Source organism: Vogesella oryzagri (assembly GCF_040148885.1).
Taxonomy (GTDB): domain Bacteria; phylum Pseudomonadota; class Gammaproteobacteria; order Burkholderiales; family Chromobacteriaceae; genus Vogesella; species Vogesella oryzagri.
The window spans coordinates 42205-67098 of sequence record NZ_JBEFLD010000008.1 but is presented as its reverse complement, the minus strand read 5'-3'; the positions used below and the strand labels follow the sequence as shown (position 1 = coordinate 67098).

General features: G+C 64.1%; 25 protein-coding genes. 19 read left to right on the top strand and 6 right to left on the bottom strand.

Annotated elements, in window-relative coordinates; translation table 11 throughout:
* Window positions 1–319: 319 nt before the first annotated feature.
* Entirely contained in the window at window positions 320–1618 is a 1299-nt protein-coding gene (gene aceA, locus ABNW52_RS15165; RefSeq protein WP_349589542.1) for an isocitrate lyase, read from the bottom strand.
* A gap of 419 nt (window positions 1619–2037) precedes the next feature.
* On the opposite strand from aceA, the gene grpE reads away from it, so the two are divergent.
* From grpE to ABNW52_RS15125, 8 genes are all read left to right on the top strand, one after another.
* A complete protein-coding gene (gene grpE / locus ABNW52_RS15160) occupies window positions 2038–2580 on the top strand; it encodes a nucleotide exchange factor GrpE (RefSeq protein WP_349589539.1) in 543 nt (180 codons plus the stop codon).
* 122 nt (window positions 2581–2702) lie between these two features.
* Window positions 2703–4613, top strand: coding sequence for a molecular chaperone DnaK (gene dnaK, locus ABNW52_RS15155; RefSeq protein WP_349589536.1), 1911 nt, complete (start codon window positions 2703–2705; stop codon window positions 4611–4613).
* 98 nt (window positions 4614–4711) lie between these two features.
* Complete coding sequence (gene dnaJ, locus ABNW52_RS15150) at window positions 4712–5833, top strand: molecular chaperone DnaJ (protein WP_349589533.1); 1122 nt, start codon at window positions 4712–4714, stop codon at window positions 5831–5833.
* Between the two features lie 184 nt (window positions 5834–6017).
* On the top strand, window positions 6018–6212 hold the full coding sequence (locus ABNW52_RS15145) for a hypothetical protein (RefSeq protein ID WP_349589531.1): 195 nt from the start codon (window positions 6018–6020) through the stop codon (window positions 6210–6212).
* A gap of 130 nt (window positions 6213–6342) precedes the next feature.
* Complete coding sequence (gene hemB, locus ABNW52_RS15140; RefSeq protein ID WP_349589529.1) at window positions 6343–7341, top strand: porphobilinogen synthase; 999 nt, start codon at window positions 6343–6345, stop codon at window positions 7339–7341.
* 268 nt (window positions 7342–7609) lie between these two features.
* Entirely contained in the window at window positions 7610–7828 is a 219-nt protein-coding gene (locus tag ABNW52_RS15135) for a hypothetical protein (RefSeq protein WP_349589526.1), read from the top strand.
* A gap of 73 nt (window positions 7829–7901) precedes the next feature.
* Window positions 7902–8120, top strand: coding sequence for a hypothetical protein (locus ABNW52_RS15130; protein WP_349589524.1), 219 nt, complete (start codon window positions 7902–7904; stop codon window positions 8118–8120).
* Window positions 8121–8130: 10 nt separating this feature from the next.
* Window positions 8131–8349 carry a hypothetical protein gene (locus ABNW52_RS15125; protein WP_349589522.1) on the top strand — a complete coding sequence of 73 codons (219 nt, stop codon included), beginning with the start codon at window positions 8131–8133 and terminating at the stop codon, window positions 8347–8349.
* A gap of 70 nt (window positions 8350–8419) precedes the next feature.
* Here ABNW52_RS15125 and ABNW52_RS15120 read toward each other — a convergent pair whose 3' ends face one another.
* Window positions 8420–8638, bottom strand: coding sequence for a hypothetical protein (locus tag ABNW52_RS15120; protein WP_349589519.1), 219 nt, complete (start codon window positions 8636–8638; stop codon window positions 8420–8422).
* 156 nt (window positions 8639–8794) lie between these two features.
* Here ABNW52_RS15120 and ABNW52_RS15115 point away from each other — a divergent pair, with 156 nt between their 5' ends.
* Complete coding sequence (locus ABNW52_RS15115; protein ID WP_349589517.1) at window positions 8795–9994, top strand: glycine C-acetyltransferase; 1200 nt, start codon at window positions 8795–8797, stop codon at window positions 9992–9994.
* A 164-nt stretch (window positions 9995–10158) separates the two neighbouring features.
* Window positions 10159–11184: an L-threonine 3-dehydrogenase gene (tdh, locus tag ABNW52_RS15110; protein WP_349589515.1), complete on the top strand. Its 1026-nt coding sequence runs from the start codon at window positions 10159–10161 to the stop codon at window positions 11182–11184.
* A 64-nt stretch (window positions 11185–11248) separates the two neighbouring features.
* On the opposite strand, the gene ABNW52_RS15105 is transcribed toward tdh, so the two are convergent.
* Window positions 11249–12217: a diguanylate cyclase gene (locus ABNW52_RS15105; RefSeq protein WP_349589512.1), complete on the bottom strand. Its 969-nt coding sequence runs from the start codon at window positions 12215–12217 to the stop codon at window positions 11249–11251.
* Between the two features lie 221 nt (window positions 12218–12438).
* On the opposite strand from ABNW52_RS15105, the gene glyQ reads away from it, so the two are divergent.
* The 9 genes from glyQ to mpl all read left to right on the top strand — a co-directional run bounded on the left by glyQ (window position 12439) and on the right by mpl (window position 21549).
* On the top strand, window positions 12439–13329 hold the full coding sequence (glyQ, locus tag ABNW52_RS15100) for a glycine--tRNA ligase subunit alpha (protein ID WP_349589510.1): 891 nt from the start codon (window positions 12439–12441) through the stop codon (window positions 13327–13329).
* Window positions 13330–13333: 4 nt separating this feature from the next.
* Window positions 13334–13801, top strand: coding sequence for a surface-adhesin E family protein (locus ABNW52_RS15095; RefSeq protein ID WP_349589508.1), 468 nt, complete (start codon window positions 13334–13336; stop codon window positions 13799–13801).
* A 2-nt stretch (window positions 13802–13803) separates the two neighbouring features.
* Window positions 13804–15870, top strand: coding sequence for a glycine--tRNA ligase subunit beta (gene glyS, locus ABNW52_RS15090; protein WP_349589505.1), 2067 nt, complete (start codon window positions 13804–13806; stop codon window positions 15868–15870).
* Between the two features lie 122 nt (window positions 15871–15992).
* Entirely contained in the window at window positions 15993–16535 is a 543-nt protein-coding gene (gmhB, locus tag ABNW52_RS15085; RefSeq protein WP_349589503.1) for a D-glycero-beta-D-manno-heptose 1,7-bisphosphate 7-phosphatase, read from the top strand.
* A 5-nt stretch (window positions 16536–16540) separates the two neighbouring features.
* Window positions 16541–17311, top strand: coding sequence for a lysophospholipid acyltransferase family protein (locus ABNW52_RS15080; RefSeq protein WP_349589501.1), 771 nt, complete (start codon window positions 16541–16543; stop codon window positions 17309–17311).
* Entirely contained in the window at window positions 17271–17984 is a 714-nt protein-coding gene (locus tag ABNW52_RS15075) for a M48 family metallopeptidase (protein WP_349589500.1), read from the top strand. Before ABNW52_RS15080 ends, ABNW52_RS15075 begins: the two co-directional genes overlap by 41 nt.
* Before the next feature lie 106 nt (window positions 17985–18090).
* A complete protein-coding gene (gene gloA / locus ABNW52_RS15070; protein ID WP_349589498.1) occupies window positions 18091–18480 on the top strand; it encodes a lactoylglutathione lyase in 390 nt (129 codons plus the stop codon).
* A 211-nt stretch (window positions 18481–18691) separates the two neighbouring features.
* Window positions 18692–20086: a sodium:proton antiporter gene (locus tag ABNW52_RS15065; RefSeq protein WP_349589496.1), complete on the top strand. Its 1395-nt coding sequence runs from the start codon at window positions 18692–18694 to the stop codon at window positions 20084–20086.
* 80 nt (window positions 20087–20166) lie between these two features.
* Window positions 20167–21549 carry a UDP-N-acetylmuramate:L-alanyl-gamma-D-glutamyl-meso-diaminopimelate ligase gene (gene mpl, locus ABNW52_RS15060; RefSeq protein WP_349589909.1) on the top strand — a complete coding sequence of 461 codons (1383 nt, stop codon included), beginning with the start codon at window positions 20167–20169 and terminating at the stop codon, window positions 21547–21549.
* A 70-nt stretch (window positions 21550–21619) separates the two neighbouring features.
* On the opposite strand, the gene ABNW52_RS15055 is transcribed toward mpl, so the two are convergent.
* The 3 genes from ABNW52_RS15055 to serB are packed head-to-tail and all read right to left on the bottom strand — an operon-like array spanning window position 21620 to window position 24836.
* The gene (locus ABNW52_RS15055; RefSeq protein ID WP_349589494.1) at window positions 21620–23476 is read right to left on the bottom strand and encodes a sensor domain-containing diguanylate cyclase; all 1857 of its coding nucleotides are present in this window, start codon (window positions 23474–23476) and stop codon (window positions 21620–21622) included.
* Window positions 23473–23976, bottom strand: a complete 504-nt coding sequence (locus ABNW52_RS15050) for a PilZ domain-containing protein (protein WP_349589492.1) — start codon at window positions 23974–23976, stop codon at window positions 23473–23475. The genes ABNW52_RS15055 and ABNW52_RS15050 overlap by 4 nt, the downstream gene beginning before the upstream one ends.
* Before the next feature lie 11 nt (window positions 23977–23987).
* Complete coding sequence (serB, locus tag ABNW52_RS15045; RefSeq protein ID WP_349589490.1) at window positions 23988–24836, bottom strand: phosphoserine phosphatase SerB; 849 nt, start codon at window positions 24834–24836, stop codon at window positions 23988–23990.
* Between the last annotated feature and the right edge of the window lie 58 nt (window positions 24837–24894).

Sequence of the window (24894 nt, the reverse complement as noted above, 5' to 3'; positions counted from 1 at the left end):
ATCTCCCGCTTGCGAGGCGTAATGCCGTTCACCTTATGAAGGTGGACGGCATTTTCTTTGGCGGGTGTTGAGGCGGGTGCTGAATTCGCTATGTGTTGGCCGTATCGGCAGCTGCAGGACAGGTTAGCCGCAGACCATCGCCGCGCGTGGTTGGCGGTTCACGCGGGTATGAACCGCTGGTTCAACCCGCCCTGCGTACTGCGTGATGCTTGCGGCCAACCTTGGCCGCATGCCGGAAAGACAAAACCCCCGTCTGGCGACGGGGGTTTTGCTTTTGACGCAGACGGCGGGGTCGAGTCGCCGTTTGATGTCGAAAAGCTTAGTGGAACTGCTCTTCTTCGGTAGAACCAGTCAGCGCGGTAACCGAGGACTTGCCGCCCTGGATCACGGTGGTAACGTCGTCGAAGTAGCCGGTGCCCACTTCCTGCTGGTGCGACACGAAGGTGTAGCCACGATCGCGGGCGGCGAATTCCGGTTCCTGCACCTTCTCAACGTAGGCAGACATGCCGCGAGCCACGTAATCTTGTGCCAGATCGAACATGTTATACCACATGTTGTGGATGCCAGCCAGGGTGATGAACTGGTACTTGTAGCCCATGGCGCCCAGTTCGCGCTGGAACTTGGCGATGGTGGCATCGTCCAGGTTCTTCTTCCAGTTGAAGGAAGGCGAGCAGTTGTAGGCCAGCAGTTTGCCCGGATGCTTGGCATGTACTGCTTCGGCGAACTTGCGGGCGAACTCCAGATCCGGGGTGCCGGTTTCGCACCATACCAGGTCGGCGTATTCGGCGTAGGCCACGGCGCGGCTGATGGCTTGTTCCAGACCCTTCTTGGTCTTGTAAAAGCCTTCGGCAGTGCGTTCACCGGTCAGGAACGGCTTGTCGTTTTCGTCGTAATCGGAAGTCAGCAGGTCGGCGGCTTCGGCGTCGGTACGGGCGATTACCAGGGTCGGTACGCCGTAAACGTCGGCAGCCATACGAGCGGCGATCAGCTTCTGCACGGCTTCCTGGGTCGGTACCAGCACCTTGCCACCCATGTGGCCGCATTTTTTCACCGAAGCCAGCTGGTCTTCGAAGTGCACGCCACCGGCGCCGGCGCGGATCATCGCCTTCATCAGCTCGTAGGCGTTCAGTACACCGCCGAAACCGGCTTCGGCATCGGCCACGATCGGGGCGTAGTAGTCGACATAACCGGCGTTGCCCTGCTCGATACCCTTGGAGTGCTGGATTTCATCGGCGCGGGTGAAGGCGTTGTTGATGCGCTCCACTACCTTCGGTACCGAGTCCACCGGATACAGCGACTGGTCCGGGTACATGGCGGCGTATTCGTTGTTGTCAGCAGCAACCTGCCAGCCGGACAGGTAGATGGCCTTGATGCCGGCCTTGACCTGCTGCATGGCCTGGCCGCCGGTCAGGGCGCCCAGACAGTTGATGTACGGCTCAGTGTTCACCAGATGCCACAGCTTGTTGGCTGCATTGCGTGCCAGGGTGTGCTCCACTTGTACGGAGCCGCGCAGGCGCTCTACGTCAGCGGCAGTATAGCCACGCTTGATGCCTTTCCAGCGCGGATTTTCGTCCCAGTCTTTTTGGATGGCGGCGATGCGTTGTTCACGAGTCGTCATGGTGATGAACCCTTCACTTGATAGTTGCGTTTTGCCGGATGACCGGCGCTCCCAGTTCTCTTGTTGCCTGCCGGTCTTGCCGGCGTTTTTGCGTTAGCACCAGCCTGTTTTGGTAGCTGGTTTCACTGCCGGAAACCGCCCCGGATAAGGGGGCTGGCGGGCCGTGCAGTAGCGCTGTTGTGAAATCATTTAATCACAAAAAAATTGCCTTGTGTGCACTGCAGCACAAAAAAAATCCTTTGTTTTCAAAAGCTAACACGCATGCGCAGAAACGAATATTTTCGTATGACACTTTTTGTGCAATGCGAAAAAAAAGGTAAATAAACGCACCGCGGCAAGCTGTGGGGCCAGGGCTTGAAAAGTCCGCCGATGGCCTTATATGGCGAAGGTGTTTATGACTTCACTCAAATGGAAGCGCCATGCAGGAAAACCAGAATCCCCAAGCAGAAGAAGTGCTTACACAAACTGATGCTGCGCTGGCAGAAGCTGCCGCCGCGGTGGAGCAGACGCCGGAACAACGCATCGCTGCGCTGGAGGCCGAAGTGGCGGAATGGAAAGACCAGTGTCTGCGCGCCAAGGCCGAAACCGAAAACATGCGTCGCCGTGCGGCGGAAGATGTAGTCAACGCACAAAAGTTTGCTATCCAGAAGTTCGCCTCCGAACTGCTGGCAGTGAAGGACAGCCTGGAAATGGCGGTTCTGGACCAGTCCGGCCAGTTCGAAAACCTCAAATTCGGTGTCGACCTGACGCTGAAGCAGCTGGTGGCCGCGTTCGAAAAAGGTCAGATCAGCGAGATCAACCCGGTGGGCGAGAAGCTGGACCCGCACAAGCACCAGGCCATCAGCCAGGAAGAATCCGATGCCGAGGCCGGTACCGTGCTGCGTGTGATGCAGAAGGGGTACCTGATTACCGACCGCATCCTGCGTCCGGCGATGGTGGTGGTGGCTAAATCCAAGGCCTGAAGGCCAGCGTGGTACAAGTCCCTCTTGAAATTGTGGCGATAGCCAATATCTGACAACTCAACCGGCGGCTGCGGCCAACATCGCGGCGCCTGAATCCAGTTACAAGCATAGGAAGATCGAACATGGGCAAAATCATCGGTATTGACCTGGGCACCACCAACTCCTGCGTGGCAGTGGTAGAAGGCGGCAACCCGAAAGTAATCGAAAACGCCGAAGGCGCACGCACCACCCCGTCCATCATCGCTTACATGGAAGACGGCGAGATCCTGGTGGGCGCACCGGCCAAGCGCCAGGCGGTAACCAACCCGAAGAACACCCTGTACGCGGTAAAGCGCCTGATCGGCCGCCGCTTCGAAGACAAGGAAGTACAGAAAGACATCGACCTGATGCCTTTCCAGATCAAGAAAGCCGGTAACGGCGACGCCTGGGTACAGGTGCGCGACAAGGAAATGGCGCCGCCGCAAATCTCTGCCGAAGTACTGCGCAAGATGAAAAAGGCCGCCGAAGACTACCTGGGCGAAGAAGTGACCGAAGCGGTCATTACCGTGCCGGCCTACTTCAACGACAGCCAGCGTCAGGCCACCAAGGACGCCGGCCGCATCGCCGGTCTGGACGTGAAGCGAATCATCAACGAACCGACCGCTGCCGCGCTGGCCTTTGGCCTGGCCAAGCAGGAAGGTGACCGCAAGATCGCGGTGTACGATCTGGGCGGCGGTACCTTCGACGTATCGATCATCGAAATCGCCGACGTTGACGGCGAGCACCAGTTCGAAGTGCTGTCCACCAACGGCGACACCTTCCTCGGCGGCGAAGACTTCGACCAGCGCGTGATCGATTACATTGTGACTGAGTTCAAGAAGGACCAGGGCGTTGATCTGAAGAACGACGTGATGGCCCTGCAGCGCCTGAAGGAAGCCGCGGAAAAGGCCAAGATCGAGCTGTCGTCCGCTACCCAGACCGAAGTGAACCTGCCGTACATCACCATGGACGCCACCGGCCCGAAACACCTGGCGATGAAGATCACCCGCGCCAAGTTCGAAAGCCTGGTCGACGACCTGGTACAGCGCTCCATCGAGCCGTGCAAAGTGGCGCTGAAAGACGCTGGCGTATCGCTGGCCGACATCACCGACGTGATCCTGGTTGGCGGTCAGACCCGCATGCCGAAAGTACAGGAAGCGGTGAAGGCCTTCTTCGGCAAGGAACCGCGCCGTGACGTGAACCCGGACGAAGCCGTGGCCGTGGGTGCCGCGATCCAGGGTTCGGTACTGTCCGGTGATCGCAAGGACGTGCTGCTGCTGGACGTGACTCCGCTGTCGCTGGGTATCGAAACCCTGGGTGGCGTGATGACCAAGCTGATCCAGAAGAACACCACCATCCCGACCAAGGCATCGCAGACTTTCTCTACTGCCGATGACAACCAGACCGCGGTAACCATCCACGTGCTGCAGGGCGAGCGTGAAAAGGCTGCGGCCAACAAGTCGCTGGGTCAGTTCAATCTGGGTGACATCCCGCCGGCCGCGCGCGGTGTGCCGCAGATCGAAGTTGAATTCAACATCGACGCCAACGGCATCCTGCACGTGTCCGCCAAGGACAAGGCTTCCGGCAAGCAGGCCAACATCACCATTCAGGCCTCCTCCGGTCTGTCCGAAGCGGAAATCCAGCAGATGGTGCGTGACGCCGAGCTGAACGCGGAAGAAGACAAGAAGCTGCACGAACTGGTGCAGGCCCGCAATCAGGGTGAAGGCCTGATCCACAGTGTGAAGAAATCGCTGGTCGAGTTTGGCGACAAGATTTCCGCCGACGAGAAGGCTGCGATCGAAACCGCGCTGCAGGAAGCCGAAGAAGTGATCAAGGGCGACGACAAGGAAGCCATCGATGCCAAGGTACAGGCACTGATGACCGCCTCGCACAAGCTGGCCGAGCACATGTACGCCGACAAGGGCGGTGACGCCGCTGCCGAGGCCCAGCCGGCCGACGACAAAAAAGACGACGGCAACGTAGTCGACGCCGAATTCGAAGAAGTGAAGAAGTAAGCTTCCTCAATCGCGTCAAGGCACAGGCCCTTCGGGGCGCTGTGCCTTTTCCTTGATAGGCGGCCAACCTTTCACGGTTGGCACAATGGTGAGACAGCATGGCGAAGAAGGATTTCTACGAGGCATTGGGCGTTAATCGCGATGCCTCGGACGACGACATCAAGAAGGCTTATCGCAAGCTGGCGATGAAGTACCACCCGGACCGCAATCCGGACAGCAAGGAAGCCGAGGACAAGTTCAAGGAGGTGAAGGAAGCCTACGAGATCCTGTCCGACAGCCAGAAACGCGCAGCCTATGACCAGTATGGCCACGCCGGGGTCGACCCGCAGGCTGGCATGGGGGGTGGCGGCGCCGGTTTCGGCGGCTTCGATTTCGGCGACATTTTCAGCGACATCTTCGGCGGTGGTCAGCGTGGCGGCGGCGGTCGTTCCAATGTGTATCGCGGCTCCGATCTGCGCTACAACATGGAAATCTCGCTGGAAGACGCGGCGCGCGGCTGCGAGAAGCAGATCCGCATTCCGTCGCACGAAAACTGCGACGTGTGCCACGGCACTGGCGCCAAGCCGGGTACCCAGCCCAAGACCTGCCGCACCTGCGGCGGCCACGGCCAGGTACGCATGAGCCAGGGGTTCTTCTCCATCCAGCAGACCTGCCCGACCTGCCACGGCAGCGGCAAGGAAATCACCGACCCGTGCCACAAGTGCCACGGCGCCGGCCAGGTGAAGACCCACAAGACGCTGAACGTGAAGATTCCGGCCGGCGTGGACGAGGGCGACCGCATCCGCCTGGCGGGCGAGGGCGAACCGGGGCAGAACGGCGGCCCGGCCGGCGACCTGTTCGTGGTCACCCACATCAAGAAGCACAGCGTGTTCGAGCGTGACGGCCGCGATCTGCATTGCGAAATGCCGATCAGCTTCGCCACCGCGGCGCTGGGCGGCGAGGTGGAAATCCCGACCCTGGACGGCATGGTGAAGGTGAAAATCGCGGCGGAAACCCAATCCGGCCGCGTCTACCGCGTGCGCGGCAAGGGCGTGAAGTCGGTGCGTGGCAGCGACTACGGCGATCTGATGTGCCACGTGGTGGTGGAAACCCCGGTGGCGCTGACCGAGCGGCAGAAAGAGCTGCTGCGCGAGTTCGAGGCCATCAGCCAGGGCGATGTCGCCACCCACAGCCCGCGTACCAAGTCGTTCATGGACAAGCTGAAGGACTTCTTCGGCTAAGCCGCACCGCGTGTGGCCAACATCGCGCCGTCCTGCCTGGCAGGCGGCGCGATGTCGTTTGCGCGCCGCTAAGGTTGGCCGCATGCCGCCGCGGCCGCCGGCGCGGGCCAGCTGTGCTAGCCTTAGCCCATCCACACAACCTTTCGACGCCGGGCCGCCCGGCGTTGCTCATTCAGGCAAAGACATGGATTTGCTGCATTCCACCTGGTTCTGGGTACTGTTGATCATCGGCCCCATCGTCACCGTTGTCGGCACGCTGGCCCGGCTGTCCAAAAAACAGGGACCGATCAAGCTGCCGCCGGGCGTGATTCCCGGCACCTACGCCACCGACAAGCAGGACGACGACGAAGACGATGACCGGCCGGCGAAGCAGCCGTAACCGGCGCCATTCGGCGTGGCGGCCAACCTTGCGCCGCAACAAGAAAGCGTGAACCAAGGCTGGGCGCCGCTGTCTGCCTTTGCTATCTTGCTAGCCGTTTTTCATCCTCATCCTGCCGAAAGACCTGCCCATGTTCACCAATCGCTATTTCCCCGCGACCCGTATGCGCCGCATGCGTCGTGATGATTTTTCCCGCCGCCTGATGCGCGAAAACGTGCTGACCTGTAACGATCTGATCTACCCGGTGTTCGTGCTGGAAGGGCAGGGGCGCGAGCAAGCGGTGACATCGATGCCGGGCGTGGTGCGCCAGAGCCTGGACAAGCTGCTGTACACCGCGGAAGAAGCGCTGCAGCTGGGCATTCCGATGCTGTCGCTGTTCCCGGTAATCGAAACCGGCAAGGACAATTCCGGTGAGGAAGCCTTCAACCCGGACGGTCTGGTGCCGACCGTGGTGCGCGAGCTGAAAACCCGCTTCCCCGAACTGGGCATCATGACCGACCTGGCGCTGGACCCGTACACCGTGCACGGCCAGGACGGAATCCTGGACGACAGCGGCTACGTGCTGAACGACGAAACCACCGAAATCTTGGTGCAGCAGGGCCTGTGCCACGCCGCCGCCGGGGTGGACGTGCTCGGCCCGTCCGACATGATGGACGGCCGCATCGGCGCCATCCGTAGCGCGCTGGAAGACGAAGGCTTTATCCACACCAAGATTCTGGCCTACAGCGCCAAGTACGCATCCGCCTTCTATGGCCCGTTCCGCGATGCGGTCGGCTCGGCGGCCAATCTGGGCAAGGCCGACAAATACACCTACCAGATGGACCCGGCCAACCTGGACGAAGCGCTGTACGAAGTGGCGATGGACCTGGAAGAAGGCGCCGACATGGTGATGATCAAGCCGGGCATGCCCTACCTGGACGTGATCCGCCGCGTCAAAGACCACTTCAAGGTGCCGACCTACGCCTACCAGGTCTCCGGCGAGTACGCGATGCTGAAGGCGGCGTTCCAGAACGGCTGGCTGGACGAAGAGAAGTGCATGCTGGAAAGCCTGCTGGCGTTCAAGCGTGCCGGTGCCGACGGCATCCTTACCTACTTCGCCATGGACGTGGCCCGCCTGCTCAAGCGCTGAGCGCAAGCGCGGTAACACCTGCGGCCAACCCTGTAGCGGGGTTGGCCGCATGTTTTTTGGTGCGGTCATTACGTGCGGTTACCTGGGCGGGCGGAGCGGCGTCGATTCGGCCTGCCATGTAACGCCGGGTAACGGTAGCGCGTGGCGGCCAACATGCGGTAACAGCTGCCTTACATACCTTGGCCGGGCGGCGGCATAGGATGACGTCAAGGGTAAGTCGCATGGGTGACCCCCGGACTTCACATCGCATATCACAGGAGTGAGCATCATGAAAAAACTGACCGCACTGACCGTCGCTGCCGTACTGGGCCTGACTTCCATGGCAGGTTTTGCCGCCGATGCCGCCAAGCCGGCCGCTGCTGCGGCCAAGCCGGCCGTGGTACAGAAGGCACCGGCCAAAGCCATGCACAAGAAAGTGCTGCACAAGAAGCATGCCGCCAAGCATCACAAGGTTGCCATGAAAAAAGCCGCTTCCGCCGCCAAGTAAGCCGGACGCATCTTGCCACCGGGCCACGGTATGCGGCCCGGTCAGCTGAATCGAATTCTCTGGAGTTGCCATCATGAAAAAACTGACCGCACTGACCGTTGCCGCCGTACTGGGCCTGACCTCCATGGCCGGCTTTGCTGCCGATGCCGCCAAGCCGGCCGCCGCCGCCGCCAAGCCTGCCGTGGTGCAGAAGGCGCCGGCCAAAGCCATGCACAAGAAAGTGCTGCACAAGAAGCATGCCGCCAAGCACCACAAGGCCGGCATGAAAAAAGCGGCTTCCGCCGCCAAGTAAGCCGTAGGCGATGAACAGGCTTGTTCTCACCGTGGTGGCGGCCCTGTGCGGGCTGTCTGCCGCCGGTGGTTTTGCCAGCGAGCCACCGCCGGTCAACATTGTGGTGGCGAGCACGCTGCAGCGGCCGCTGGCGGCCAAGCCTGTGCATCACAAGCACCCGCACAAGCACATCGTGCATGCGCACAAGGTGCCCAGGCCGTCGTCCCCCGCCATCCCTGCCGCGCTGTAGCGCCAACCCCCGCCATGCGGGGGTTTTGCATTATCCGGGCCGCTTGTTTGCCATGCGGCCAACGTTGCGCTCAGCGCGGCGGTTTCGGCGCAAAGGTCTGGCAGTCACGGCCGGTGGCCTCGCGCACCTCCTGCAGCGGCAGGCGCTTGCTCTTGAAATCCATGGCACGGCAGCCATAGGGAAAGCGCACATCGTGGCTGATGTAGTAGTGGCGGCAGAAGCGGCAGTGCAGGGGCGGCGGGCTGGTTTTCACGATCGGGCAAACGGTAGCGATGGCGTATTGTCGCATGCCGCAACGGCTATGCTGTAAGACAACGGTAACACCGGCAGGCGCAAAATCGTCGGCAACTGTATCTGAACGAGCAAAATGCCGGGGTCTACAATGGTGACAGTATTGCCATGGCTGCCGCGATCCGGCGGCGGGCACCGACCCAAGGAAACCAGGATGAACCATACCTACCTTGCTCACCTGCAAGCCACGCTGGCGCAGATCCGCGCCGAAGGTTACGAGAAACCGGAGCGGGTGATTGCCTCGCCGCAGCGCGCCGATATCAACCTGGCCGGCGGCCAGCACGTGCTGAACTTCTGCGCCAACAACTACCTGGGCCTGGCCGACGACCAGCGCCTGATCGATGCCGCCAAGCAGGGCATGGACGACTACGGCTACGGTTGCGCCTCGGTGCGCTTCATCTGCGGCACCCAGCAGGTGCACAAGGATCTGGAGGCGGCCATTTCCGGTTTCCTCGGCACCGACGACACCATCCTCTATTCCAGCTGTTTCGATGCCAATGGCGGCGTGTTCGAAACCCTGCTGGGCGAGGAAGACGCGGTGATCTCCGATGCGCTCAACCACGCCTCCATCATCGACGGCGTGCGGCTGTGCAAGGCCAAGCGCTTCCGTTACCAGAACAACGACATGGCCGACCTGGAGGCCCAGCTGCAGGCAGCCGAGGCGGCCGGCGCGCGCTTCAAGCTGATCGTTACCGACGGCGTGTTCTCCATGGACGGCATCATCGCCGACCTGAAAGCTATCTGCGAGCTGGCCGACCGTTACAGTGCGCTGGTGATGGTGGACGACTCGCACGCGGTGGGCTTCATCGGCGAAACCGGCGCCGGCACCCCGGAGCTTTGCGGCGTCAGTGACCGCGTCGACATCTACACCGGCACGCTGGGCAAGGCGCTGGGCGGCGCTTCCGGCGGCTACGTGGCGGCACGGCAGCCGATTGTCGACCTGCTGCGCCAGCGTTCGCGCCCGTATCTGTTCTCCAACACCCTGGCACCGGCCATCGCTGCCGCCAGCCTGAAGGTGCTGCAGATCCTGGGTAGTGCCGAAGGCGCCGAGCTGCGTGCCAACCTCAAGCGCAATGCCGAGGCGTTCCGCCAGGGCATGAGCGCCGCCGGTTTCAGCCTGGTGCCGGGGCAGCATCCCATCGTGCCGGTGATGCTGGGCGATGCGCGACTGGCTGGCGAAATGGCGGCGGCGCTGCTGGCCGAAGGCGTGTACGTGATCGGTTTCTCCTACCCGGTGGTGCCCAAGGGCAAGGCGCGCATCCGCACGCAGATGTCCGCCGGCCACACCCTGCAACAGGTAGAGCGCACCGTGGCCGCCTTCATCAAGGTTGGCCGCGAGCTGGGCGTGATCTGACGTGATTTTTTTGCCACGCAACGCACGCTGCGTCGCCGGCATGGCATGACATCGCCAGTGTCTGCTGCCATCCGCCATTGCACCCGGCATACTGACGGGCGGCGGCGGGCCAGACTGCCAGCGGTGCCACGCGTTTTCGTGGCAAAGCAAAGGACAAGCAAACAATGAAAGCACTTGCCAAACTGCAGGCCGCTCCCGGTCTGTCCATGACCGACGTTGCGATGCCGGAAGTCGGCCACAACGATCTGCTGATCAAGATCCGCAAAACCGCGATCTGCGGCACCGACATCCATATCTGGAACTGGGACGACTGGGCGCAGAAGACCATCCCGGTGCCGATGCACGTCGGCCACGAATACGTCGGCGTGGTGGCCGGCATGGGCTCGGAAGTGCAGGGCTTCACGATCGGTCAGCGCGTGTCCGGCGAAGGCCACATCACCTGCGGCCACTGTCGCAACTGTCGTGCCGGCCGCCGTCACCTGTGCCGCAACACCACCGGCGTGGGCGTTAACCGCGAAGGCTCGTTTGCCGAATACCTGGTGATTCCGGCCTTCAACGCCTTCCCGATTCCGGATGACATCTCCGACGATCTGGCGTCCATCTTCGACCCGTTCGGTAACGCCGTGCACACTGCGCTGTCGTTCAACCTGGTGGGCGAGGATGTGCTGATCACCGGCGCCGGCCCGATCGGCATCATGGCGGTAGCCATCGCCAAACATGTCGGCGCACGCCATGTGGTGATCACCGACGTCAACGACTACCGGCTGGAGCTGGCGCAGAAGATGGGCGCCACCCGCGCGGTGAACGTGGCCAAGCAGGATCTGAAGGCGGTCATGCAGGAACTGCACATGACCGAGGGTTTCGACGTGGGCCTGGAAATGTCCGGCAACCCGCACGCCTTCCGCCAGATGCTGGAAGTGATGAACCACGGCGGCAAGCTGGCACTGCTGGGCATTCCGCCGGCTAATACCGCCATCGACTGGAACCAGGTGATCTTCAAGGGCCTGGAAATCAAGGGGATCTACGGCCGCGAGATGTTCGAGACCTGGTACAAGATGGTGGCGCTGATCCAGTCCGGTCTGGACATCAGCCCGATCATCACCCACCACTTCAAGGTCGATGATTTCGAAGCCGGCTTTGCCGCCATGCTGTCCGGCCAGAGCGGCAAGGTGATTCTGGACTGGCAGTAACGCGCCATGCGGCCAACGTTGGCCGCAGACAACAAAGCCCGCAACCGCGGGCTTTTTTTATGGGTTACAGGCCGGGGAAGTCCAGCGGCAGATCCGGGCTGAACACCGCGCTGCTGTTGAAGCTGCTGTGCAGGCCATCGCCCACCACGCAGTTACGGCCGCTGCGCTTGGCGTGATACAGCCGCTGGTCGGCTTTCTGCAGCAGCAGCGCCGCCTGCTGCTGTGGCAGCGGGCGACAGCCGGCCACGCCGACGCTGATGGTGACGAAATCGGACACATCGGAGCCGGGGTGCGGGATGGCCAGGCGCTCGATATTGCGGCGCAGGGTATCCATCAGCAGCCAGGCGCCATCGGCCGGAGTGGCCGGCAGCACCACCACGAACTCCTCGCCGCCGTAGCGGGCGGCGAAGTCGGTGCTGCGCAGCAGGCTGGCGGAGATGGTGCGCGCCACCTGGCGCAGTACCCAGTCGCCGCGGGCATGGCCGCACAGGTCGTTGTACTGCTTGAAGCAATCGACATCGATGACGGCCACGGACAGCTCGCTGCCGCCGCGCACGGCGTGCTCCCACTCGGTGAGGAATACCTTGTCCAGCTGGCGGCGGTTGGGCAGTTCGGTCAGACCGTCGATATTGGCCAGTGCCTCCAGCATGCGGCGCTGGCGCTCCAGCTTCAGGTGGGTGGCGACCCGCGCCTTGACGATGATGGGGTTGAGCGGCTTGGTGATGTAGTCGACGGCGCCGAACTCCAGGCCGCGGGCCTCGTCCTCGGCACTGCTGAGCGCGGTGACGAAGATTACCGGGATATGCTTGGTGCGGGCGTCGGCCTGCAGCCGTTGCAGTACGGCGTAGCCATCCATCCCGGGCAGGATCACGTCCAGCAGCACCAGGTCCGGCTGCTGCTCCAGCGCCAGCTGCAGCGCGGCGGTGCCGTTGTCGGCGGTCAGCACGCGATAATCCGGCTGCAGCAGTCCTTGCAGCAGGTGCAGATTGATCTCGGCGTCATCGACGACAAGGATGGTCTGGGTCGGATTCATCGGCGGCTAACATCTCCAGAAGCGCAGCACTTTAGCACGCTGTGCCAGCCGGTGGTAACGCCATGCCTTGAGCATGACAATAAGTTCTGCCGGCTGTGTCTTAAATGTCAGTAGCGCGGCAAGGCGCCGCCATGCATGGGCGGCCAACTGCAAACGGTTTTCCCGGCCTTGCGTAAACGGTTAGAATCCCTTTTTGTTTCCCAATCCATTCCGTTTGCCACATGCTCACTTTTCAGGAAATCATCCTTACCCTGCAGCACTACTGGAACCGTCAGGGCTGCGCCTTGCTCCAGCCGTACGATACCGAAGTGGGCGCAGGCACCTCGCATACCGCAACCTTTCTGCGCGCGCTCGGCCCGGAGCCGTGGCACGCCGCCTATGTGCAGCCTAGCCGCCGCCCGAAAGACGGCCGCTACGGCGAGAACCCCAACCGCCTGTTCCAGCATCACCAGTTCCAGGTAGTGCTGAAACCGTCGCCACCGAATATCCAGGAACTGTACCTGGGCTCGCTGAAAGAGCTGGGTATCGATCCGACCATGCACGACATCCGCTTCGTGGAAGACGACTGGGAAAACCCGACGCTGGGCGCCTGGGGCCTGGGCTGGGAAGTCTGGCTGAACGGCATGGAAGTGACGCAGTTCACCTATTTCCAGCAGGTCGGCGGCCTGGATTGCAAGCCGGTGCTGGGCGAGATCACCTATGGTCTGGAACGCCTGGCGATGTACCTGCAGGACATCGAAAACGTGTACGACCTGGTGTGGACCTACCTGCCGGACGGCACGGCCGTGACCTACCGCGACGTGTTCTTCCAGAACGAGTACGAGCAGTCCAAGTACGCGTTCGAGGAAAGCAATGTCGAGCTGCTGTTCAAGCAGTTCGAGCAGTTCGAAGGCGAAGCCAAGCGCATGCTGGATGCCGGCCTGCCGCTGCCGTGTTACGAGCTGATCCTCAAGGCCGGCCACACCTTCAACCTGCTGGATGCCCACGGCGCCATCTCGGTGACCGAGCGCGCCGCCTACATCGGCCGCATCCGCAATCTGGCGCGTGGCGTGGCGCAGGCGTACTACAACGCCCGCGAAGCGCTGGGCTTCCCGATGTGCAAGAAAGCCTGATTGCATGAAGACGTGGGCAACCATCTTCGTCATTCTGCTGACGCTGGCAGCGCTGACCTGGTATCTACAGCACCAGGTACAGCCACCGGCGCAGCAAGGCAAGTTCGAGGTCTACCAGTCCAGCGAGGCGCTGGAGCTGTCGCTGGAGCTGGACGCCATTGCCAACGTGAACGAAGGGCTTGTCCGTTTCGTCAACCAGGAGCGTTTTGCCGACAAGAAACAGGAACCCGCGCTGGGTATCAGCTACCAGGTGCGCCGCCTTGAAGGCCGCGCCGACTGCCAGAACCGGCAGTACGCCTTTGTGAATACCTCCTACTGGACGAGCAAGGGCAAGCATGTCTACACCCAGATGTTTCCGCTGCAGCGTTTCAACTGGACCTTCGTCCCGGTCGAAACCGGTTCCATTGCCGACACCATGCTGCAGATTGTCTGCCGCCTGGCGCCCGACGCTCCTCGCCTGAAAATTGAATGATCATGACCCAAACCGCGACCCTGCTGATTGAACTGCTGACCGAAGAACTGCCGCCCAAGGCGCTGGAAAAACTGGCAGCCAGCTTTGCCGATACCATTAGCGACGAACTGAAAAAGCTGCAGTTCGTGGCCGCCGACGTTGCGGCCAACGTGTATGCCAGCCCGCGCCGCCTGGCGGTGCAGATTCCGGCCGTGGCCGCCATCCAGCCGGACCAGCACATCGTGCGTCGCGGCCCGGCGGTTGCCGCCGGCATGAAGGACGGCCAGCCGTCGCCGGCACTGGCCGGCTTCGCCCGCTCCTGCGGCGTGGAAGTGAGCCAGCTCAGCACCGTGCACGACGGCAAGCAGGATGTGTTTGCCTACGAATCCACCAAGGCCGGCGAGAGCCTGTCCGCGGTGCTGTCCGGCATCGTCGCCACTGCGCTGAGAAAGCTGCCGGCGCCCAAACTGATGCGCTGGGGCGATCTGGACGTGCAGTTCGTGCGCCCGGTGCACGGCCTGGTGATGTTGCATGGCGACGCGCTGATCGATGGCGAAGTGCTGGGCCTCAAGAGCCGCAACGTCACCCGTGGCCACCGTTTCCTGTCCGAAGGTGATGTCAGCATCGCCAACGCCGATGCCTACGCCCGCACCCTGGCGGAACAGGGCAAGGTAATTGCCAGCTTTACCGCCCGCCGCGAGCTGGTGGGACACAAACTGGCCGAGTCAGCCGCCAAGCTGGGCGCCACCATCGCCGCCCCGGAAGCGCTGTTCGATGAAGTGACCGCGCTGGTGGAGTGGCCGGTGGTGCTGGAAGCCGGCTTCGAGGCCGAGTTTCTGCACGTGCCGCAGGAATGCCTGATCCTGACCATGCAGCAGAACCAGAAGTACTTCCCGCTGCTGGACGCGCAGGGCAAGCTGATCAACCGCTTCCTGCTGGTGTCCAACCTGGAAGCCGCCGACCCGCGCTACATCATCGGCGGCAACGAGCGCGTGCTGCGCGCGCGCCTGTCCGATGCCAAGTTCTTCTACGAACAGGACCAGAAGCACCGCCTGGACAGCCGCCTGCCGCGGCTGGAACACGTGGTGTACCACAACAAGATCGGCAACCAGCTGGAACGCATCACCCGCCTGTCCAGCATCGCTGCCGCCATCGCCGGCAAGCTCGGCGCCGACAGCTCGCTGGCCGGCCGCGCCGCTTATCTGGCCAAGGCCGACCTGGTGTCCGACATGGTCGGCGAGTTCCCGGAACTGCAGGGCATCATGGGTCGCTACTACGCGCGCCTGGACGGCGAGGACGACGTGGTCGCCGACGCCATCGAAGGCCACTACCACCCGCGCTTTGCCGGTGACAGCCTGCCGCAGGGCGCCATCGCCACCGCGGTGGCACTGGCCGACAAGCTGGAAACCATCGTCGGCATCTGGGGCATCGGTCTGATCCCGACCGGCGACAAGGACCCGTTCGCGCTGCGTCGTGCCGCGCTGGGCGTACTGCGCATGGTGCTGGAGCAGCCGCTGGACCTGAAGGCGCTGATCAGCTCCGCCGCCGACGCCTTCCCGGCCGGCCTCTTGTCCGCCACGGTGGTGGACGAGGTGTACGCCTTCTGCCTGGAACGGCTGAAGAACTACCTCGCCAACGACTACAAGGGCGACGAGATCGACGCCGTGCTGGCGCTGGCGCCGACGCAGCTGAACGAAGTGGGCGCCATCCTGGCCGCCGTCGCGCAGTTCAAGGCATTGCCGGAAGCGGCCACGTTGGCCGCAGCCAACAAGCGCGTGAAGAACATCCTGAAGAAGACCGAAGGCGACATCGCCGCGGTGAACCCGGCGCTGTTTGCCGAGGACGCCGAGCGTGCGCTGTTCGCGGCGGTGGAAGCGCTGGCACCGGCGGTGGACGCCAAGTTCGCCGCCCACGACTTCGCCGGCGCGCTGACCCAGCTCGCGTCGCTGCGTGCGCCGGTGGATGCCTTCTTCGATGGCGTGATGGTGATGGCCGATGATCTGGCGGTGCGTGCGAACCGTATCGCGCTGCTGGCAAGGTTGGCCGCACTGTTCAACCGCGTGGCGGATATCTCGCTGCTGGCGGAATAAACACCGCCTGGCCACGACACTCACGCAAAACACGCAGCACCCGGTGGGCTTGCTGATTGCCCGCCGCACGACGTTGCCAGTATTGCGTGCGCGTCGTGGCCAAAATTTGGTTAAAGGGAACCATGAAACTCGTCATCCTCGACCGTGACGGCGTGATCAATGAAGATCGCGACGATTTCGTCAAGAACACCATGGAATGGCAGCCGCTGCCGCGCAGCTGCGATGCCATCGCCAACCTCACCCAGGCTGGCTGGCATGTGGTGGTGGCCACCAACCAGTCCGGTATCGGCCGCGGCCTGTTCGACATGCATGCGCTCAACAGCATGCACGAGAAGATGCACCGACTGGTGAACCTGGCCGGCGGCCGTATCGACGCGGTGGTGTTCTGTCCGCACATGGCGGATGACAACTGCCGCTGCCGCAAGCCGGAGCCGGGCATGGTGGAAGAGATCATGGAGCGCTTCAATGTGCGCGGCGAAGGCCTGCCGCTGATCGGCGACAGCCTGCGCGACCTGCAGGCAGTGGCCGCCGTCGGCGGCCAACCCATCCTGGTGCGCAGCGGCAAGGGCCTGCGCACGCTGGAAAAGGGCGGTCTGCCGGAAGGCACCCTGGTGTTCGACGATCTGTTCGATGCCGCCGACTACCTGATCAATCTTGAAGACTGATACGCATGCTGCTCGTCCGTAACCTGCTGTACTGGCTGCTGGTCGCCGTGTCCACGCCGATCTTTTTCATCCTGCTGCTGCTGGCGGCACCGCTGCCGCGCCGCAAGCGCCACGTGTTCGGCGAAAGCTGGGCCCGGCTGCTGACCTGGGCGCTGTGGCATCTCGTCGGCCTGCGCTACCGCGTGATCGGCGCGGAAAACATCATCGCCGAGCCTGCCATCATCTGCGCCAAGCACCAGTCCGGCTGGGAGACGCTGGCGCTGCAGAAAATCTTTCCGTCGCAGATCTTCGTTGCCAAGCAAGAGCTGCTGTGGATTCCGTTCTTCGGCTGGGGCCTGGGGCTGATGAACCCGATCACCATCAACCGTTCCGACCGCAGCCGCGCCAACAACCGCATGCTGGCACAGGGGCTGAACCGCAAGCAGCACGGCTTCTGGATCAGCGTGTTTCCGGAAGGCACCCGCGTGCGGCCAGGCATGCGCGGCAAGTACAAGCTGGGCGCGGCGCGCATGGCGCGGCAGCTGGACATGCCGCTGGTGCCGGTGGCGCACAATGCTGGCGAATTCTGGCCGCGCAATGCCTTTCTCAAGCATCCGGGCGAGATCACTGTGGTGATCGGTCCGGCCATCCGGCCGCAGGACTACCCCGGCCCCGAAGCCATGACCCGTGCCGCCGAGGAGTGGATCGAAGCGCGTCAGCGCGAGATCGGCGGCATCGGCCCATTTGCCCATCCCGATGAACGCAAGGCCCGGCGCGCTCACTCTCACGCTGCCTGACGGCCCGGTAGCGGTACGCCTGACGCGGCGCCAGCGGCAGAGCGTGGGCATCCGCGTGCAGCGCGGCGAGGTGGAGGTGATCGCCCCACCCGGGGTGTCGCTGGCCTATCTGCAGGAGGTGTTGGCGAAAAAGCGCGACTGGATCGCCGGCCACCTGGCGCGCCACCGCGAAGCCTCGCAGCAGCAGGCCGCCAGCCCGGACCTGGTGCTGTACGGTGGCGAAAACCTGCAACTGCACTGCCATGCCGCCCAGCGCGTCAGCGCACGGGTGGAGGGCGGTGCGCTGCATCTGGCCGGCCCGCAACTGGAGCTGCCGGCGCGGCGGCAGGCGGCGCTGCTGTCCTGGTTGCAGCGCGAAGCCAAGCGCCGTTTTGCCGAGCGGCTGCAGCTGTGGCTGCCGCGCGCGGCGCGGCCGCTGTCCGGCTGGGCCTTGTCCAGCGCCCGCAGCCGCTGGGGTAGCTGCTCCGGCCGCGGCGTTATCCGCCTGAACTGGCGGCTGGTGCAGGCGCCACCGGCGATACTCGATTACGTGATCGCGCACGAGCTGGCGCACCTGCTGCATATGAACCACTCCAAGGCGTTCTGGGCCGAAGTGGAGCGGCTGTATCCGGGCTGGCAGGGCGCACGACAGTGGTTGAAGCAGCATGGCGACAGCCTGTTCCGCCACGGCTGAACACGATGTTTTTCCCTGGCCGGCTTGCGCTGGCGCCGATTGGCCGCATCTGCCTGTCCTGATCGATGTGCTGCAGCCTGCGGCCAACCTTGTTACGGAGCATTCCATGCGTCTTCTGCACACCATGATTCGTGTCGGCAACCTCGAGCGTTCGCTGGCGTTTTACACCGACGTGCTGGGCATGCAACTGCTGCGCAAGCACGACTACCCGGACGGTCGCTTCACCCTGGCCTTTGTCGGCTACGGCGACGAGGCCAGCAACAGCGTGATCGAGCTGACCCACAACTGGGACACCGACAGCTACGAGCTGGGCAACGCCTTCGGCCACCTGGCGGTGGAAGTGGCCGATGCCTACGCCGCCTGTGACGCGGTGCGCGCCAAGGGCGGCAAGGTAGTGCGCGAAGCCGGCCCGATGAAGCACGGCACCACGGTGATCGCCTTCGTCGAGGATCCGGATGGCTACAAGATCGAGTTCATCCAAAAGGGCAGCCACTAAGCGCTGCTGCGCTGCGGCCAACGTTGGCCGCATGCCCCCACACCCCGGCAACGCCGGGGTTTTTGTTTTTGGCTAAAAATATTTGCCGCTGCGGAGGGGAATTTTTGGCACCGGCGCGCCTCGGATAACTTTGCCCGCCAGCCGGCGTGCCGTGCCATCATGAACATGGCATGGCCGGCGGCGCCGGCTGCGATGACTACAAGGAGAATCCATGAACCGACTATTAAGCAGCCTTGCCCTGCTGGCCACACCGGCGCTGGCGCAGGCCGCCACGCTGGATGGCGCCAGCCTGAGCCTGGGCTGGGGGCTGCCGTTTGCCGGCATCCTGCTGTCTATCGCGCTGTTCCCGATGTTTGCGCCGGGCTTCTGGCACCATCATTTCGGCAAGATCACCGCACTGTGGAGCGCACTGTTCCTGATTCCGTTTGCCTTCAGCTTTGGCGCCGGTACCACCGCTGCGCTGGTGGTGCATGCGCTGCTGGCCGAGTTCGTCCCCTTCGTGGTGCTGCTGTTCGCGCTGTACACCGTGTCCGGCGGCATCCTGGTGTGGGGCAATCTGCGCGGCTCGCCGGCGCTGAATACCGGGCTGCTGGCGCTGGGCACGCTGCTGGCGTCCATCATGGGCACCACCGGTGCCGCCATGCTGCTGATCCGCCCCATCATCAAGGCCAACGATAACCGCCGCCACAATGTGCACGTGGTGGTGTTCTTCATCTTCCTGGTGGCCAATATCGGCGGCGGGCTGACGCCGCTGGGCGATCCGCCGCTGTTCCTCGGCTTTTTGAAAGGCGTGGATTTCTTCTGGACGCTCAAGGCGATGGCGCTGCCAGTGCTGCTGCTGGTGCTGGTGTTGCTGGCGCTGTTCTACGCGCTGGACAGCTACCTGTTCCGTCAGGAAGGCATCCGCCCGCGCGACAAGACAGCGGCTAGTGGTCTGAAACTGTACGGCCTGCGCAATGTACCGTTGCTGCTGGCCATCATCGGTGCGGTGCTGTTGTCCGGCTTCTGGCAGCCGGGTATCAGCTTCGACATCCTGGGCACGCCGCTGGCGCTGCAGAACCTGCTGCGCGATGCGCTGCTGCTGGCGATTGCCGCCGTGTCGCTGAAAATCACCCCGCGCCAGGTGCGCGCCGGCAACGAGTTCAACTGGGCGCCGATGCTGGAGGTGGGCAAGCTGTTTGCCGGCATCTTTGTCACCATCGCGCCGGTGATCGCCATCCTGCAGGTGGGGATGGCCGGGCAACTGGCGCCGCTGGTGCGGCTGGTCTCCGGCAGCGACGGCGCGCCGGTCAACGGCATGTATTTCTGGATGACCGGGCTGCTGTCGGCGTTTCTGGATAATGCGCCCACCTATCTGGTGTTCTTCAACCTGGCATCCGGCGACGCGGCGCAGCTGATGGGGCCGCAGGCGCAGACGCTGCTGGCCATCTCCATGGGCGCGGTGTTCATGGGCGCACTCAGCTACATCGGCAATGCCCCCAACTTCATGGTGAAGGCGATTGCCGAACAGCGCGGCATCGCCATGCCCAGCTTCTTCGGCTACCTGCTGTGGTCGGCGGCGATACTGCTGCCGCTGTTCCTGCTGCTGGGCTGGCTGTTGTTCTGAGGCGCAAGGTTGGCCGCATGCGGCCAACCTTGCTGCTTTGCGGTATCCTTGCCGCTTTCCCGAATTTCTCGCGCCTTACCATCATGCATATCCACATTCTCGGTATCTGCGGCACCTTCATGGGCGGCATCGCCGCCATCGCCAAGGCCGCCGGCCACAAGGTCACCGGTTGCGACGCCAACGTCTACCCGCCGATGAGCACCCAGCTGGAAGCCATGGGCATCGAGCTGATGCAGGGCTTTGGCGCCGAACAGGCAGACATCGGCGCCGACGTGTTCGTGATCGGCAACGTGGTGACGCGCGGCAAGCCGCTGATGGAAGAGATCATGAATCGCGGCCTGCCGTACATCTCCGGCCCGCAGTGGCTGGCGGAGAACGTGCTGCACGACAAATGGGTGCTGGCGGTGGCCGGCACCCACGGCAAGACCACCACCACCTCGATGCTGGCGTGGATTCTGCAGGATGCCGGCCTGGAGCCGGGCTTCCTGATCGGCGGTATCCCGGAAAACTTCGGCATCTCCGCACGGCTGCCGGGCACCCCGCGCCAGGATGCGGCCAGTACCAGCCCGTTCTTCGTGATCGAGGCCGACGAGTACGACACCGCCTTCTTCGACAAGCGCAGCAAGTTCGTGCACTACCACCCGCGCACCGCGGTACTGAACAACCTGGAGTTCGACCACGCCGACATCTTTGCCGACCTGGCCGCCATCGAAACCCAGTTCCACCACCTGGTGCGCACCGTGCCCGGCAACGGCCTGGTGGTGAGCAATGGCCGCGAGGCCAGCCTGGACCGCGTGCTGGCGCGCGGCTGCTGGACGCCGGTGGAGCAGTTCGGCAGCGATACCGGCTGGCAGGCCGGTGCGGCGGCAGCCGATGGCAGCTTCGACGTGCTGCTGCATGGCGAGACGCTGGGCCGCGTGCAGTGGGAGGTGCCGGGCGAGCATAACCGCCTGAACGCGGTGGCGGCCATTGCTGCCGCGCGCCATGTCGGCGTGACGCCGGCGGTGGCCATCGACGCGCTGTCGCGCTTCAAGAGCGTGAAGCGGCGCATGGAAGTGAAGGGCACCGTGCGCGGCGTCACCGTGTACGACGACTTTGCCCACCACCCCACCGCCATCACCACCACCATCGCCGGCCTGCGCCACAAGGTTGGCCGCGGCCAACGCATCCTGGCGGTGCTGGAGCCGCGCTCCAACACCATGAAGCTGGGAACCATGAAGGCGGCGCTGCCGGGCTCGCTGGCCGACGCCGACGAGGTGTTCTGCTACGGTGCGGCCGACCTCGGCTGGAGCGTGGCCGAGGCGCTGGCGCCGCTGGGCGCCAAGGCGCGCTGCTTTGACGACATCGACGCGCTGGTGGCCGCCATCGTGGCCGAGGCGCGCGACGGCGACCAGCTGCTGGTGATGAGCAACGGCGGTTTCGGCGGCATCCACGGCAAGCTGCTGAGCGCGCTGGCGCCGTAACTGCGGCGTTGCAGCAACGACAAGGCCCGGCAGCGCCGGGCCTTGTGCTTTTTGCGGGGCAAACAGGCGGCTAGTTGCTGCCGCGTGCGCTTTCCACCCGGTTGCGGCCGCTGCGCTTGGCGCGGTACATGGCGTGGTCGGCTTCTTTCAGCAGGTTGGACAGCAGGTCGCCGCACAGCTGGCGCTCGGCCACGCCGGCGGAGAAGGTCACCAGCAGCAGGTGTTCGTCGACCTGCTGCGGCTGTGCGGCCAACTTGTCGCGCAGCTGGTCCAGCAGCGCGTGTGCTTCCAGCAGGGTAAAGCCGGGCAGGGCGATGGCGAATTCCTCGCCGCCCAGGCGGCCGAACAGCGCCACGTCCGGCAGCAGGGCCGCGATGGTGGTGGCGCTCTGGCGCAGCACGCTGTCCCCCACCGCATGGCCGTAGTGGTCGTTGATGGACTTGAAGCGGTCCACGTCCAGCACCGCCACCGCGAACGACTGCTGTTCGCGCCGCGCCTGCTCCAGCGCCTTGCCGGCATTGCTGAGGAAGTGGCGGCGGTTGGCGATGCCGGTCAGGTCGTCGCGGGTGGCGCGCTGGTACAGCTCGTGCTGGGTGGATTGCAGCTGCGCCAGCGTGCGCTCGGTGGTCTGTTTTTCCTGCTCCAGCCGCTGCGCGTGCAGCAGCCGTTCGGTGATGTCGACGAAGCTCAGCACGATGGCGCGCCGCTCGCGGAACAGCAGCGGCCGCATCGACAGCACCGCCCACAGCCGCTCGCCGCTGCGGGTGACCAGCTCCACCTCGCGTTCGCTCACCAGTTGCTGTTCTTTCAGCTGCGCCTGCAGCTGCGCATACAGCGCGGCGTCGGCAAACAGCTGTTCCGGCAGCTGGCGGAACAGCGCCTGGCGGTTGAAGCCCAGCATGCGCAGCGCGGCTTCATTGGCGGTGAGCAGGGTCTGCTGCTCGGCATCCAGCATCAGCACGCCTACCTGTACGGTGTCGATCAGTGTCTGCTGGTCGCGCTGTTCGTCCACCAGCGTCTGCAGGCGGTCGCGCAGGCTGTTGTTGGTCAGCGTCAGCAGGTGGGTGGCCTGGGTCACTTCCCGGCTGTGGCGCACGGCGTAGCCGAGCTTGCGGTTGACGCGCACGATCAGCAGCATCAGCAGCAGGCTGAGCAGCGCGCCGCCGCCGACCAGGAACAGGGCGAACAGCATGAACGGGCGCAGCTCTTCGCGCGGGTTGAACTGCACCGACAGCTGCAGCGGCACGGTGCTCAGCGTGCTGCTGGTGCTGTGGGTATGCAGCAGGTTGCCGTTGTTGTCATTGCCGTGGCGCGAGGCCAGCTGGTTGCCTTGCGCATCCAGCAGCGCAAAGTACGGGCGCGGCAGCAGCAGCTCCGGGTCCAGCAGTGAGGTCAGGGTGATGAAGCCGGTAATGGCGCGGTTGCAGTCGCTGCTGTTGTCGTCGCACACCGCCATGCTCACCTGCAGCCGATCCGGGTTGGCCGCCGAGCTGGCCGGCAGCAGCAGCATCTTGCCGTTGGCCGGGTGCTGGGCCAGCAGCTGCTGCAGATTGTCGCGGGCGCTGGCCGGCAGTGCTTGCTGCGGGCCCAGCGGCTGGCTCAGCTGTTCGTGGTCCAGTAGCCACAGCTGGCCGTTTTCCAATGGATGCAGGCTGGTTGCCTGCTGTGCCAGGCCGGCATCCACCTGGCCGAACAGCTGCATTTCGCGCTGCAGCGTCTCCAGCCGTGCATCCACCGCGCGGCTGGCCTGCTGCAGCCAGCCCTGCTGGCGCAGCTCCACGCGCTGGCTCAGGCTGCCGGCGCGTTCGTACAGGATTTCCGCCACCAGCCACCACAGCAGCAGCAGAAACAGGGCGGTCAGCAGGCTGTCCATCCAGCGCAGGCGGGATTCGCGGCGGTCCAGCGGTGCGGTCGGGGAGTGGTTCATCGACGTTTACCCACCTGTTGCCGGTGGCCGCGGAACACCCAGCGCTCCCAGTTCTGCTGCACCGCCTCGGCCAGCGCGCCGGCCCAGTCGGCACGCAGCAGCCAGCCGTCGGCATGCTGTTCGCACAGGCGGATGGTGATCGGCAGGTGCAGCGTCAGCGCGGAATCCAGCCCGGTCTGCAGGCTGAGCAGCCACTGGCTGCCCAGCGGCAGCGGGCTGTCCTGCTGCCAGGCAATGCTGTCCAGCCCGATGCGGCAGCTGCACAGCTGCCCGGCCTGCTGTGCGCGGGCGCGCAGCGCCAGCTCCAGCGACAGGTCGAGCTTGGCTTCCAGCCGCTGCAGCTGCGCGGAGCCGTCGCCGGCATCGCCCGGCGCCGCCAGGATGGCCAGTGCCAGCCGGGTTTCCAGTAGCGCGCGGGCGCTCTCTTGCGCATCGGCCTGGCGGATGGCCAGCGGCAGCTGGGCATCGAAGCTGGCGGTATCGAGCTGGGGCAGGGTCACGGGTTGGCCGCTTACAGGAACAGATTGCGAATGGCGTCCAGGCCGCTGACGTTGAAGCGGTAGGCGGCCTGGGCGCGCACCACCGGCTTGGCGTGGGCGGCCACGCCGACACCGGCTTCGGCCAGCATGTTCAGGTCGTTGGCGCCATCGCCCACCGCAATCACCTGATCCGGGCGCAGGCCCAGCGCCTCGCGCTTGGCGATCAGCAACTGGCGCTTAGCTTCGCCATCCACGATGTCGCCCAGCACGCGGCCGGTGAGTTTGCCATCGACGATTTCCAGCTGGTTGGCATAGGTATAGTCGAGATTCAGCTCGGCTTTCAGGCGCTCGGTAAAGTAGGTAAAGCCGCCGGACACCAGCATGAACTTCACGTCGTGCTCACGGCAGGCCGCCAGTAGTGCCTGGGCGCCCGGCATCAGCTGCAGCCGCTGCTCATACACTTGCGCCAGTGCGGCTTCCGGCAGCCCGGCCAGCAGTGCCACGCGCTCGCGCAGCGACTGACTGAAATCCAGTTCGCCGCGCATCGAGCGCTCGGTGATGGCCGCCACCTGCGGCTTCAGTCCCTGCATGTCGGCGATTTCATCGATGCACTCGATGGTGATCAGTGTGGAATCCATGTCGGATACCAGCAGGCCGAAATCGGCGAAGCGGCGCTCGCCATCGACAAAGTTGGCATCCACGCCCAGCGCCTCGGCGCGCTCCAGCACCACCTCGCGCCGCGCCGGGTTGCAGCCGACGACGCGGGCAACGCCGTTGGCAATGGTCGGCACGTTGGCCGCACCGGCCAGAATGGACAGTTCGGTGACGCGGGTGACATCAAGATGGGGGGCTTGCAGGACGAGAGTGTGGCTGGCGCTCATGGACAATCAATACAGTTGGATAAAGATTGCCGTCGATTATGCCACGCGTTGCGGGCGC